Raw genomic sequence first — 14,367 nt, forward strand, 5'->3', positions numbered from 1 at the left:
GGGGCTTTAACCGGGCTCGAGCTAACTCGTGTAGTTTTGTAATTCGGTATAGAGATTAAACCAATCTTTCTTTGTTATAAAATCCCTTGAATGTTCCTGTATATATTGTTCTGGTAACGGTGCTGCGCTTATTCCCAAAGCCTTATATATTACTTCTTTCCACGAGGATATATCCTTCTGTATCAGTTTGAGTTCCTCAATATCCTTATCCTTTAATTCCAAAATCGCATCGTTTTGCAATAAATTTAACTCATATATGGGTTGATGGATGATCTGTTTATTAATAAACATATGATGCTCTACCGCCGCCGAACTTATTAAGTAATTTGGATCTTCATTTTTTATATCTTGCGCTAGTTTGTTTAAAGCGTTAACCTCATGACTGATTTCTAAAAGGTTAGAACTAAGAAAATTTGCTTCATATACACTTAAGCTTCTATTTGTAATTGCTTCGTTCAATGATAGATCCGAATTGGAAACTCGAGTAACCAATTCAGAAATATTAGTGATAAGATGGGACGAAATATAATGCTGGTACCCTTTAATTTCCTTCGTTTTAACGCTAATAATAACCGCCAAAATAATCATAACGAGTACCATAAACGATATTACGACAAGAGATTTCCAACTTACTTTCCTTATCATTGATAGGTCTCCTTTTTTTATCATTCTAGGGCGTGTCTTCAAACCTAGGCAAGCCAAACTAAGCTAGATGCCAAGGATAAAAAGGCCGCAAAGGTACAGGCCAGCTTCTCATAGCGAGTAGCCTAACGTCGATATTTCTTCAGTTTATTGAAAAAGCATTCGACTAAGTGGCGTTCTTTGACAACCACCAGTCACATTTTCGTTGCTTTACACGGTTCTTCTTAGGTTGAATAACCGATGTAGCTTGCTGTTCCTTCAGTAGATCGAGAATTTGATTAGTGTCATACCCTCGATCTGCAATGACTTGCTTATTGGTTAAATCCAGATTCTGAAGCATCTCATATCCAATCACACCATCATGTGTGTTGCCAGGAGAAAGAACGATGCTCAGCGGGCATCCTAACGCATCAACGACCGCATGAATTTTCGTAGTTATGCCTCCTCGGGATCTCCCGATTGCTTGCTTGTCTGGTCCCCTTTTGCGCCAGCACCATGCTGATCTACATGGACGATCGAGGCATCCATCATTAAGCTTTCCAAATCGGGTTCCGATGCGAGGCACTCTAAAACTTGATGGAATACACCTGCTTTCTCCCAGCGTCGAAATCGAGTGTAGACCGACTTCCATGGTCCGTAATATTTCGGTACATCCCGCCATGGCGCTCCGCTTCGAGCAATCCACAGCATCGCATTGATCATAGTTCGGTTGTCTTTGGCCGGCCGGCCGCCCTGAGCTTTCCGCTCCGCAGGCAGCAAGCCTTTCATCTTATCCCACTGGTCGTCACGTAACTCTTATCGTTGTCTCATACTTTTATTTTACCAGATTAAGTCAACCCGAGTGGTTTGAAGACACGCCCTAGGCAATATCGTAAGGAGATGTTCTCTACTCCACCACCCAGGATTTTGCACCCCTAGCTCAATAATCCATACGGAAAGGGTGAATATATTCCATAAAGATTGCAAGGCATATGGAACACTTAAAAAAGATAACATAAAATTAATTGAGCGAGACTCATGGTGTTCAAACGTAGAACAGTCCCGATCATGAAAGTGTTAATCTGACGTAATTAAAAGTCCAGATCAAGTCACATTATTTTTGTAGGCTGGAGGATCACATATATTATCCTACATAGACTATCGCTTTATTATTTAAGTCATCACTAATCAAATAATCTAAGGATAGAGTCTGTAAAATAGATTGTGTAAACTCCCAAAACTATTAAAATGAAACATAGTAGAAAGGTTGGGAGAACACATGGGACTTTGGGATAAACAACAGTTGCGCGCCTTCATTAAAGAGAATAATCTGGTGACCGCGCAGGATGCACAAAACGCCTTGAAAGATCTGTTTGCAGAAACACTTCAGGAAATGCTGGAGGCCGAAATGGACCAGCATTTGGGTTACGAGAAGCATGTCGTGAAGAGCAAGCAGACAACAAACAGCCGAAACGGCAAGAGCAAAAAGAAGATCACCAGTGAATATGGTGAGCAGCAAATTTTGGTACCTCGAGACCGTGAAGGTGAGTTTGAGCCGTTAGTGGTCAAGAAACATCAGTCCAATGTGACAGGCATTGAGGACCAGATTATCGCCCTCTATGCTAAAGGCATCAGCACTCGTGAGATTCAGGACCATCTGCAGCAGCTGTACGGCCTCGATGTCTCTCCGACCTTCATCTCTAACGTGACCAACAAGATTATCCCTCTCGTGAAAGAGTGGCAGAATCGCCCCCTACAGAGCGTGTATGCTGTGGTGTTTCTGGACGCCATTCATTTCAAGGTGAAACAGGATGGGGCCATCGTCAACAAGTCTGCTTACATGGTCATTGGCATTGATTTGGATGGAAACAAAGACGTCCTTGGCATGTGGATTGGTGAGAATGAGTCTGCAAAGTTCTGGCTCAGTGTGCTCAATGAATTGAAAAATCGCGGCGTTCAGGACATTCTCATTACTTGTGTAGATAACCTTACAGGCTTCTCACAAGCGATTTCAGCTTGCTATCCCAGCACGGAAATCCAAAAATGTATCATTCACCAAATCCGCAACTCCACCCGTTATGTATCCTATAAAGATCTCAAGAAGGTGACCTCGGATTTAAAACCGATCTACAAGGCGACGACGGAGGAGATGGCTCTGCTGGAGTTGGACCGGTTTGAGGAGATCTGGGGAACCAAGTACCCACTTATTATCCGTTCATGGCGCAATAATTGGGAAGAACTCGCCACGTTCTTTAAGTACCCACCTGAGCTTCGTAAGCTCATTTATACGACCAATATGATTGAGAGCTACCACCGCCAACTCCGTAAAGTGACGAAAGGGAAAAGCATCTTCCCTACGGATGAATCTCTTCTCAAAATGCTCTATTTAGTGACGGTCGATGTCACCCGCAAGTGGACAGGCCGAGTCCAAAACTGGGGTCAGATCCTGCTTCAATTATCCGTCTTTTATCCTGAACGGATTGGCCAGCATCTGCCTTAAAGAGCATCTTCTTCTCTTAACATTAACAGGGGAACTCTTGATTTAGAGTTTACACAAACTTATTGACAGACCCTAAGGATATCCATTCATAATTTACTAATCCAATTTTTTCAGCTAACTGATATGCCGGTGGGTCCTCAAAATCATATTCATCAATATCAAAAATTTCTTCTATGTTACTTGTTTCATTTCCTTGACTGACAATCAACTCGTTAATCACTTCTAAATCAAAACAATCTTTATCAATGATTATTTCATCACTCCAATCACATTTATAATCAAAGACAATCTTATCTTTATTGAAAATTTGAAATTGCCACCCATGATCTTCTGCGTAAATATAATGAGCCAGTAATCCAGAATTGCACCGAACAACTGATTCATTTATATCAAAGCCTGGTCCATCTATCAGGAAAGTAACCCATCCATTTTTTTCTTCAAATACATATCCTTTGTTTCCAGACTTCTTAATTAGTTCTATAGCTGTTTCTCTATCTACAGCCATCAGATGATAACTTTCACTAAATTCACTCATTTTGAACACCTCTTTTTATTCATAGTTCTTATCAAAATACAAGTAATAAAATCCTTGAATAGGTTTGACATGGAGCCTATATAAGCAGAGCCCCTGCGAAGGCACGAAACCAAAAAAATTGCTTGAAACATTAATTGCTCCAAAACTAAACATTATGGTAATTATAGCTATTTGGCCTTAAAATATAATTAGTTCTGAGTCTTGCGATTATCGTAATAACAATGCCAATGGGGGTAGTTTATGGAAAACCTAGTTTTTTCCAAAGCAATGAGCATGCATGTTACAACCTACAAAATACTAAATGATAAAGGAGAACAACTCGTCTCTTTACTGCAACAATTTTTCGATCTTTTTCTAGGATACATTGAAGAAGATCTAGATATTATGATTGAATTCATGAAAGGTAAAGAAAAGACCATGCAAATAAACAACAAGAATATATCGAAGGTCTACGATTACTTCCTGCAAGGCAAAATTGAGTGCCTAGATATCTTCCACTACTATGATCTTCACGATGAAGCTATGGATCGGCATTATCCAGGGCTTTATACTGTGGGAATTAGCTGTAACCAAGCCTCTACATATTCACCAGAGTTAGCAAAAAGTAGAATTTTTCCAAATAATTTTAGTCTATCTTTAAATGAACGATTGTTCAACAACTATATCCCTTCGCATGTTCAAAATGATTTTGTTGATTTATTTAAACAAGCAATCATTTTACTTGAAGGAGTTACAGGCTTCATTACTTATGAATCCACCGCTGCAAGCAGTCATACAAGAACACCTTTCGAGACTCACTGGTCAATCGACACGAGCAGCCCGCCAGGTTACACCCAGCGCTTACGCGGTTATTTCTGGCTCAATTATCTAAGCACACACCATATTAATCAATTAGGCGGCTTAGATTGTATTCGCAAAAATGCACCATGTGGTGTGATTGAGTCTTTAGACCAGCAGGATAAGTTAGGTTTATTATTAGGACTAACGGATAACATTAATGATTACTCGGATGACCAATTACGTAAACTCAGAGAATACTTTTGGCCTTTACTAGGTATCGAAGACAATAATGAACATGTCCCATCCTTCGAATATCCACCGAGGTACATCGCGAGATTGGTTGAATAATTAAAAGAGGGGATAACTCATAATTAATGGGTTGTCCCCTCTTATTCATCTTACGGTGCAAGGTTCAAGAATAAACTCGACCCCCTGATGGAGGTACCAACACAACAGAAATAATAAACTTACCGACCTTATATGTTACTATCCCTGAAACCATTATTTTAGCAGACATAGATAACGTCTCGGGGGCAGGATTAGTTTGTTTTTCTGGGGCTGTAACAAGTGTAGGGGTATTCACCGGTGTTTTATTTTTTTTATTAGTTTGATAGTATATCATTCCACCCTGAAGTTCAGCAAATTCACGAATCGGTACTCCTGGTCTAACTGAAATTTCTTCTGTAGGAGTCCAACCAATCTTGAAAGGTCTTATTGCGAGAGCGTAAAATATCTTGTGTAAATAGATACTTAGCAAAGAGGAAAACCTTTCTTGTAGAATTAAGTCACTACAATCAACTCACAAGAAAGAGGTCTTCCCTATGAATCATTTTACATCAAATTTGGTCCAAGCTCTCGATGGATTTTACGCATAACATTAAGAGTAATACCTTGGTGTTTTATTCGTTGTAAAATGCCATGACCTATTAGGTCTGTAAAATATGTAACCGGTTAAAACGGGAAATCCAAATATATAACTAATAAAGCTTCCTCGCTACTCAAAATGGGTAAATAAACTGCGATTTTATATGGAGTGGCGGGCATGATATGCTGATTAGCATCGCGAAGTCCTTGTGCTTCGCGGCTTTCGTGAGTACTCATGCCCGCAGAGGCTCCATGTCAAATCGCTCTATCAGTCAAGAAAACGTAACTTTAGCCACGAAGTATAGCGAAGAGCCCTAATAAAGTAATGATCTCAATCTCAATTTAAGGCGTATTATTTCAACTATTTCGTTTTTATGGTAATCATCAAGGTTTCTGAACACATCTATTAAATTCTTCTCAATCTCTTCTACATATGTTACACCATCATCCGTATCCACTCCGGTTAATAACCAGTTCAAGTTCACGTTATATTGTGTTCGTATTGATATAAGCGTTTCCGCGGACGGATTACTATTCCCCATTTCAATTTCACTCAGGTTCCCTTGAGAAATTCCTATGCTTTTTGCAAACTGAACTTGGTTTAAATTGTTCTCTTTACGGATACATTTTATTTTATGGCCAATGTCATTCAACATTTTCACCACCAATCATGAAGTATGTATATTGTTTTTTAGCATTTTAAAAGGGAGCCACGAATCAATCCCGCGGGCTCCCTTCTAGATGTTAAAAATCATTCATTTTACATTTCGGTTCCACACATCTTTTACTGGTTCCATAGATCTTTTACTATTTCCAGACATCTTTATTACCGGACATAATTATGTAACGAAAATAAAGTCGTATCGCTCCGCCCCCGCTCCCCTCACCTTCAAAAAAGCCCGTCACTACGCCTTTCCTCGCCCCTTTCCCCTGTACTTTCTGACAACTTGAGTAAATAAAGTCGTATGGGCAAAACAGGAGAAAAAGCCTGAGAACTGCCTGAAACATGGCTTGGGAAATGAAAATAAAGTCGTATCGGAAAATGCAGGGAAAGGACAGGGATAAGACAGGGCTATAGGGCATAGGAATGCCTGAGAAAAAGCCTGCATTTTCCTTCCATCTCCCCTAATCCCTATCCCCTGAAACAAAAGAAAAGCTGAGCAAATGACAGGAAATAATCCTGAACTGCTCAGCTCTGATACGACTTTATTTGCTTTGATACGAGTTTGGAGAGAGGGATATGAGTTTATTTGCATCTCACAATAATTTGTTCAAAGAAAATAAAGTATTAGACTGGAGTTGTTGATTTGACGCGGTTTTTGAGTTGAAAAATCGTCAGCTTTTCAGAAATAAGTTTTAGACTACTTCTCCGGATGTGACTTCAACAGTAATAGTAACGAAAAATAAAGTATTAGACTGGCGTCGCTTGGCATGAAAATCATGCCATCTGCGTACTTGAGGGGTAAGTTTTTGCCTTTAAGCAATTATGTTAATTTTTCCTTTAGCCAGTCTAAGCTAAGGTTGACTCTCACAATGCTTTGTAACTTGATGGACAAAAACAATTACCTTTTCCGCCTTCTTGGTGTAGGCATCAATCGAATAGGTTCATATGACTTCAAGCCCGCGTCACCCGTTAGTATCTCTACCTGATAACTTTGAATTTTAGCGTAGTAGTCTGCAACGGTTTTTATAGTTGCATCGCCTATAGAAATTCCTTGGGCAGCAAGAGTTGGCCACTCTTCCGTTAACCTACTCACTTCATCTTCGCCCCAGAGAATCGATTGATCAGAGAAAGCAGCCCAAGGGGTTTCATTCTGAATAGCCTTATTAATAATTGCAATTAATCTTTTGGCCGTACCATATCTGTCACCAGTTGATTGAGAGATGTGGTTTCCCGTTTCAATAATTGTCGCTAGGGGTAATACCAATGTAGCTCCGCTTCGAACCTCATCATCTATTTTTTTCTTTGCTCTTTCTGAATCCCATCGGTCAGTATCGCTCCCACAAACCTCTTTTCCAGGGACATTAATCCAACAGCATAAAATGGAAGTATCGATAATCAGTATCTTTTTAACTGACAATTAGTTCCCCTCCTTGCGTTTGGAGAGGACTTCTTCAAGTTTCCCATTGGTCGCTATCTTGCCAATTGGCCCGGATGCTAACAATTTCGGTAAATTATCTATCTCCTCAAGCAGTGTAAGTTTACTTTCACCTGTTTCCCAAGAACGATGCGCCGTAATAACAAAAGGAACCATCTCAGGACCGAGAGCATCCATTAATGCAGGGTTATGCGTTGTCATTAATATATCAATCTTTCGATCCGTTCCAATCTCCTTTAACATATTCAATAACAATTGAGCTCTGGACGGATGTAAGCCGTTATCAATTTCCTCTATAACAATCAATGAATTTTCCGGCCTAGTTAGTAAGGCTGTAAGAATACCAAGAAAGCGCAATGTTCCGTCAGACATCCCTCTGGCATCCATAATTAATGTTTCCACAGCTGTACTCCATTTTTCTTCGCAGTACAGCATTGCATCACTATTAAATCTCCCAACAGGTTCCGCCCATACTCTCCGGATATCTCCTTCAGGCAATCGGGTAACATAACTTGAGAGTAAATTCTCAAGCTCTTTCTGCTCTAACGATGGATACGCCGCAATGACACCTGCAATATTATGTGCATTACTAGCCAACACATTTGACAACGAACTATAGTCACGCATTAATGCTGGGACTGGATCAAGAATAAATACATTCTCATGAGTAGAAATGACTGTTTCTATACCTTTAATTACTTCATCTTTTAATTCTTGATTTCGTAATTGACTTAAAATTGATACATTTCTTCTGAATTCTCTCTTTTTAGGTCTTCCTTTTAGCCCATTATATAAAGATACAAGTACACTTGGACTGTCATCTTGTACAACAGTCGCTCCAAATAACTCCGTCCGTTTCTCAGATCTTTTTTTATATTCTAACAAAGCAAGTGACTCAGACATAAGTTCAACATGAGGCTCTGTTCTTACCTCAAGTCTGTATTCATAATCAAAATTCTCATTAATAGAAATCAATGTCTCTAAGGTGAATACTGTCCCGGGCTTTCTAGCTGCCCATTCAACGCCACCACGGACAGCATTAATTTTTGAATCTAAAATAACTGTTGATTCGCCCATTAATGCGCTTTGCAGATCTTTACCCTGTGCTAATCTCTTTAGGAACGCCAGTCCATCAAGAGCATTGGATTTACCGCTTGCATTGGTTCCAATTAAGATCGTTAAGGGGTCTATATATAAAGTAGTCTTACCAAAACTTTTCCAGTTGATGTATCTTACTTCCTTAAGCATGAACTTTCCTCCCTCTTGGCGTTCGAGTAAACTTTATAAATCACCTTCGAACTTTTTCTTCTTATTGATCAGTCTTCCCATTTTCTCAACAAATAAGGATTATCCCCACTATTCACAAGCATTTTCATCATTCAAACTGTTTCGTTCAAAATAGTTAAATATCTTATATCATTCAGCATGTGAAAAATAGAAAAAAAGCATTAAACTCAATTAGTTTATTGCAGCCAATGGATTCTTTATTATTTCTAATTTACAGTTCCATTTTGTCGATAATTTAATTGTATCCCCCTTACGAAAGACTCAAACTTTTATAAACCGAATCTTTATAATGATAATCATCAGATGCCTTCATCTGATAATTTTCAAGAGCATATTTAATTATCTTCGGTGTAAATGGTACAAATATCGCTCCGATATCTTTGATTACTGCGGGGGTACGAGTTGAATCAAAACTTCTTGAACTGTTTAAATTAACCCCAATAATAGTGCATCCTTTTTCTTTGGCTACTTCCGCCTCCCATTTAACATACTTATGCTTATACCGAGTGTCCTCGCCAATCAACATAATATAATACCCTGACATGTTTATGCGTTCTCTACAACGTCTCTTAATATAAGCTTCATTTTCTGAATTAACCTCAGTTGATAACTGGCAATCAGTAAAATTAAAATCAATGTTCTCATTTTTCTTCCACGCTTGCATAAGACGATAATAATGAATATCGGTGCTACTGAAACCAATAAATGTTCTAGGTAAGCCCATTTTTATCCCTCTCTTAAGGTTGCCCCAAATTTAGTTTCAATCTTCTATGGAGAGCATCAGCATAATTCTTAGGTGTGCCCTTAATTGAATATTGCCAATGCTTCTTCTCTTCACTTAATAGAAGTGAAGAAGACTTGTTCAGTAAGAAAATATACTTCTGTAAATCCTCCGAAGACCTTAACACGGGCCATTTCCATAGATATTCTGGAATATCGGTTTTAGATCCAACTGTAATATAACTAGAGATTGGATATTGTTTTTCCGTTGCTATTCCAATTTCAAATGGTACCCACCATGACAATCTTGTATTGTAGGATAGTACCGCCAACAGATGAGAGCATTGACTTAGCTTTTCTTGTAGATAATTTGATAATTCTTCGCCATTATCTTGTAACCGTGAATCTAATACATCGAGGTACACACCAACTCCACTCCTCTGGAGTTGGTATGCAATGGAATTTGCTAGTTCTGAATCTTCCTTCTTATGTGAAATAAATATTTTGGTCATACCTTGCCCTCCTAAGCATTTAATGGTGACCGTTCCAAAAGAACTGAAAGTTTATTGATTTGTTCCTCTGTTGAATCTCGTTCCCAAGCACCCGTAACATAAGTTTCTGCTCGTGTTTTAAAAACTGCATATTCTACCAGCATATCGATACCAAAATACGCCTCTTGTAGTGTCGCAAGAATCCAATACCTGTCGCCCCTTGATTCGAAATTGTTCTCAAGTAGTGACTTGCATATTTCAATCACTTTATTTCGCACCCTCGATGCATTTACATAGTCAGCTATAGCTTCATTTTTATCGCTAATGTTTCCTCGTACATTCAAAAGGAATGCAAAATTAATGCCGTTATAATAATCATTTTTTATGTAAAACCCTTTTTCGTAATAGAATATAGCTTTATCTAGCCAAGATCGCACACCTGTTTCTTCCCATAGCCTCTTGCAGACAGCTCCCAGAAGACCTAATGTTTCTGGATCAGTTGTACTTTCCGGATTTAATGTTTGTAACATCTCAAAAGCTTCATTTAATGCCGAGCGATTGTTGGGATGTTTGCTTTTATAAGTGGCTAATACGATTTTCTGTTTAATATACGTGCTATTCGGATCGATTGATAGCGCCGCATGAAAAAGCCCTTTTGCAACAAGAAAATCATCCTTATTCATAGCCTTTTGTGCAGACTCTAAAATAGAGCTTAATGAATCTGTTACATCTGGCAAACTTACTACTTCAATTGTCGACTTTAAAATTGGAGGAGCTAATTCGTTTAGAAAAGTATAAACTGGGCTATCTACACTTGGATTGCTCAAGATGGTTTGGATTGCGTCCTGAAGTTCTCCTCGGAATCGCATAACCTCATCATGATCGATACCTTTACCAAGATGTTCATAAGGACGAATGACTGTATGATTTAAATCAAATGGATACTTGAGTTCTTTTTCTGCAATTGCAATTGTCGTATGTGGTCTTAGCGCATGCCTTATTCCAAGTTCATAGAATGCATTAGGATTATAAGTAGACAAGTCTGCTATTACTACGTCCGCGGAATAGAGGTAACGATACATCGGAGCATCTATGATTCCTGAGTGCTTTATATCATCAGCTCGTATACACTCAAGTCCCGCTTCGATTACCGCTGGCCTTACAATATTTCGATATGTTTTATCTAAGTCAAGCTCTCTACCAGTTGAGTAGTCAGTCTTAACACCATAACCCATTACGACAAAACAGACTTTCTTTGACATAGTACGTCCCCCTCAACTACAAAGACGTAGCTAAATAAGAATAACTTTAAGCTACGCCCTGGTGTCAGTTAATATTTAAATTCTTCTGTCTCTGCTTGAGCCATTAACTCCGCCTGTTGAAGCACCAAATCAATTGCCATTTTCTCAAGATCAGGCGGGTACCCGTATTTCTTCAAGAGTCTCTTGACCGTAATCCGCATCTGGGCCCGTACATTCTCCCGCAGAGTCCAGTCCACCTTGATATTGTTCTTGATAGCCTGGGTCAACTCATGAGCGATCTGCTTAAGAACAAGATCTCCCATTAGCTCTTTGGCAGCCTCATTGGAAGCCAACGCGTCATAAAATGCTACTTCCTCCTTGATGAGGCCGAGGTCTTCACCACGCTTGACGGCAGCGTTCATTTCCTTGGCCATCTGGATGAGCTCTTCGATTACCTGCGTTGTCTCAATAGTCCGATTATTGTACTTACGAATAGCTTCTTCAAGCATTTCAGAGAACTTCTTTGATTGTACAATGCTGGTGCGAGATACGGCCTTTACCTTGCCTTGAAGAAGCCTTCTTAGCAATTCGACAGCGAGGTTCTTCTGCTTCAATCCTCGAACATGCTCAAGGAATTCATTCGACAAAATCGCGATGTTCGGCTTCTGCAAGCCAACTGCTTCGAGGATATCGACGACCTCATCGGACATAACCGATTTAGAAATCAACTGGTTCAATTCCGCATCCAGTTCATTCGTCGTTTTCTTCTTGTTCTCAGTCGTGATGATTTTGACGATGCCTGATTTCACAGCCTTGTAAAAGCTGATTTCCAGATTGACCGACTCAGCAGCTTCCGTCGTGGCGCAGAGTGCGTAAGCTTTCGCCAGCTCCGTCGTCCAATTGACGAAATTGCGTTTGCCTTGATCACCAAGCCCCAGCACGTAATCCACCGTCTCGGCGATGGCTTTCATTCGCTCGGAAGCTTTCTCCGATGCGAATTTCGAGAAGTCGTGACCATGCAACTGTTCGCGGATGAGCTGAATTCGCTCCAACATGAAGTCAATAGCTTGATCCGTGTCGATTCCCGCGGTCTTGCGATCATTTTCCGTGTATTGCTGGAGTGCCGACTTCAACATATCTGCAATACCGATGTAGTCTACGATGAGTCCGCCTGGCTTGTCACGGAATACACGATTGACTCGGGCAATAGCCTGCATGAGGTTATGGCTTTCATCGGTTTATCAATGTACATGGTGTTCATGCTTGGAACGTCAAATCCAGTCAGCCACATATCACGCACGATGACGATCTCCAACGGATCGTTCAAATCCTTCATCCGTTTGGCCAAATGCTCCCGACGACGCTTATTCCCTATATAAGGTTGCCACTCCGCAGGATCACTTGAGCTTCCAGTCATGACGATTTTGATTTTGCCTTCATTGTCGTCATCACTGTGCCAGTCCGGGCGAAGAGCAATAATCTCCTTGTACAGATCGATGGCAATCCGCCGCGACATGACAACGATCATCGCTTTACCGAACGTAGCCCCTTTGCGCTGCTCGTAGTGCTCAACCATATCTTTTGCGACCTGTTTAATCCGTTTCGCCGAACCGGCAAGAGCCTCAAGCCGCGCCCATCTAGACTTCAACTTCTCTTGCTGGGTGTGCTCCTGATACTCGGTAATCTCCTCGTACTCCTCATCGATAACCGGACGCTCTGTATCCGATAGCTCCAACCGCGCGATACGGCTCTCATAGTAAATCTTGACGGTCGTGCCATCTTCCACTGCCCGAGTCATGTCATAGATGTCGATATAATCACCGAAAACAGCCGGGGTGTTCTTATCCGTCAACTCAACCGGCGTTCCGGTATATCCAATGTAGGAAGCGTTCGGTAATGCATCACGCATATATTTCGCATAGCCGTACTTGATGTTAGCTTCCTCATCCGATGTGACCATTTCTGCTTGAAAGCCGTATTGACTGCGATGCGCTTCGTCCGCCATTACGATGACATTCCGACGATCCGTGAGTACAGGATATTTGGCTTCGCCTTCTTCAGGCGTAAACTTATGGACCGTTGTGAAAATAATTCCGCCCGACTCCACCGATAGCAACTGTTTCAAGTGAGTGCGGTCTTCGGCGTGCTGCGGGGTTTGACGGAGCAAATCTTTCGACTTGCTGAACGTAGCATACAACTGATCGTCGAGATCGTTACGGTCTGTCACAACGACAATCGTCGGGTTATCGAGTGTCAGAACCAGTTTGCCAGCGTAAAAGACCATTGACAGGCTTTTGCCCGAACCTTGTGTATGCCAAATGACACCGATCTTGCGGTCGCCATCTTCTAGTGTCGCTCTTTCCGTAGCAGCAATCGCCTTATTTGTAGCGTGGAATTGATGGTAACCGGCCATTATTTTGAATAGACGTTCACCGTCCGTCTGAAACAACACAAAATGCTTGATGATGTCCAGCAGACGACTTTTTTCGAACATCCCCTTAATTAGTACTTCTAGCTGAGGCAGAGCGGAGGAGGCTACATCCCCACCATCAATGGTACGCCACATCATGAACCGTTCTTCGTCAGCCGTTAACGTGCCTACTCTAGCATTGACCCCGTCACTGATGACCATGAAGGAGTTGTACGTGAATAGGGACGAGATCGCCTTTTTATAGGTCTGCACCTGATTGTACGCATCACTGATTCCCACCTCTTCATTAGAGGCGCTCTTCAGCTCCAGAACCGCGATCGGAAGGCCGTTGACGAACACCACAACATCTGGGCGCTTATCGACTTGGTTCTCAATGACCGTAAACTGATTCACAACAAGAAAATCGTTATTGTCGACGCGGTCTGGATGCGTATCGAACAACCAAACTTTATCGGTCGGATAATCACCATTAGCAGTCCGATACTGAACATCAATGCCGTCCGTGATCATTTTCTGGAACGCTTTGTTGTTAATCATTAAGCTCGGGCTGCGAGGCACTTCAATGATACGAATCGCTTCCTCGATGGCTTCGCGCGGAAGATGTTTGTTGATGCGAATCAGCGCTTCACGTAAGCGTTCTTTGAGAATGACGTCGTTATAGAATTGCCTTTCCGGATATTCACCTTCAGGCGAGATCTCAGGTCCGTAGGCTTTGTTGTAGTTCAGTTCCTCGAACCATTCTAGAGCGGCTTCTTCCAGATCGCTCTCGGCGTAGGATGTGGTGTACAGGGCCATGGG

11 protein-coding genes and 2 pseudogenes are annotated in these 14,367 nt (G+C 41.1%); 2 read left to right on the top strand and 11 right to left on the bottom strand.

Annotated elements, in window-relative coordinates; all coding sequences use genetic code 11:
• Positions 1-21: 21 nt before the first annotated feature.
• The 3 genes and pseudogenes from E6C60_RS17910 to E6C60_RS21415 form a co-directional block, all read right to left on the bottom strand.
• Entirely contained in the window at positions 22-645 is a 624-nt protein-coding gene (locus tag E6C60_RS17910; RefSeq protein WP_138227070.1) for a hypothetical protein, read from the bottom strand.
• Between the two features lie 163 nt (positions 646-808).
• Complete coding sequence (locus tag E6C60_RS21630; protein ID WP_407669171.1) at positions 809-1,102, bottom strand: transposase; 294 nt, start codon at positions 1,100-1,102, stop codon at positions 809-811.
• Positions 1,078-1,422, bottom strand: a pseudogene (locus tag E6C60_RS21415) (IS5 family transposase); the annotation flags it as partial. The pseudogene E6C60_RS21415 and the gene E6C60_RS21630, both read right to left, overlap by 25 nt.
• A gap of 478 nt (positions 1,423-1,900) precedes the next feature.
• Here E6C60_RS21415 and E6C60_RS17920 point away from each other — a divergent pair.
• Positions 1,901-3,121 (top strand): IS256 family transposase, encoded by a 1,221-nt coding sequence (locus E6C60_RS17920; RefSeq protein WP_138227071.1) that lies wholly within the window; start codon positions 1,901-1,903, stop codon positions 3,119-3,121.
• 49 nt (positions 3,122-3,170) lie between these two features.
• Here the strand turns inward: E6C60_RS17920 and E6C60_RS17925 are convergent, their stop codons facing one another.
• Positions 3,171-3,656 (bottom strand): hypothetical protein, encoded by a 486-nt coding sequence (locus tag E6C60_RS17925; RefSeq protein ID WP_138227072.1) that lies wholly within the window; start codon positions 3,654-3,656, stop codon positions 3,171-3,173.
• Between the two features lie 240 nt (positions 3,657-3,896).
• On the opposite strand from E6C60_RS17925, the gene E6C60_RS17930 reads away from it, so the two are divergent.
• Positions 3,897-4,784, top strand: coding sequence for a hypothetical protein (locus E6C60_RS17930; protein WP_138227073.1), 888 nt, complete (start codon positions 3,897-3,899; stop codon positions 4,782-4,784).
• An 830-nt stretch (positions 4,785-5,614) separates the two neighbouring features.
• Here the strand turns inward: E6C60_RS17930 and E6C60_RS17935 are convergent.
• From E6C60_RS17935 to E6C60_RS17965, 7 genes and pseudogenes are all read right to left on the bottom strand, one after another.
• Complete coding sequence (locus E6C60_RS17935) at positions 5,615-5,956, bottom strand: helix-turn-helix domain-containing protein (protein ID WP_138227074.1); 342 nt, start codon at positions 5,954-5,956, stop codon at positions 5,615-5,617.
• A 906-nt stretch (positions 5,957-6,862) separates the two neighbouring features.
• Positions 6,863-7,381, bottom strand: coding sequence for a hypothetical protein (locus tag E6C60_RS17940; protein WP_138227075.1), 519 nt, complete (start codon positions 7,379-7,381; stop codon positions 6,863-6,865).
• Entirely contained in the window at positions 7,382-8,647 is a 1,266-nt protein-coding gene (locus E6C60_RS17945; protein WP_138227076.1) for an AAA family ATPase, read from the bottom strand.
• Positions 8,648-8,936: 289 nt separating this feature from the next.
• Positions 8,937-9,410, bottom strand: coding sequence for a TIR domain-containing protein (locus E6C60_RS17950; RefSeq protein WP_138227077.1), 474 nt, complete (start codon positions 9,408-9,410; stop codon positions 8,937-8,939).
• 13 nt (positions 9,411-9,423) lie between these two features.
• Positions 9,424-9,918: a toll/interleukin-1 receptor domain-containing protein gene (locus E6C60_RS17955; protein WP_138227078.1), complete on the bottom strand. Its 495-nt coding sequence runs from the start codon at positions 9,916-9,918 to the stop codon at positions 9,424-9,426.
• A gap of 11 nt (positions 9,919-9,929) precedes the next feature.
• A complete protein-coding gene (locus E6C60_RS17960) occupies positions 9,930-11,159 on the bottom strand; it encodes a TRAFs-binding domain-containing protein (protein ID WP_138227079.1) in 1,230 nt (409 codons plus the stop codon).
• A 68-nt stretch (positions 11,160-11,227) separates the two neighbouring features.
• Positions 11,228-14,364: pseudogene (locus tag E6C60_RS17965) on the bottom strand (type I restriction endonuclease subunit R).
• Between the last annotated feature and the right edge of the window lie 3 nt (positions 14,365-14,367).

It is taken from the genome of Paenibacillus algicola (assembly GCF_005577435.1).
Taxonomy (GTDB): domain Bacteria; phylum Bacillota; class Bacilli; order Paenibacillales; family Paenibacillaceae; genus Paenibacillus_AQ; species Paenibacillus_AQ algicola.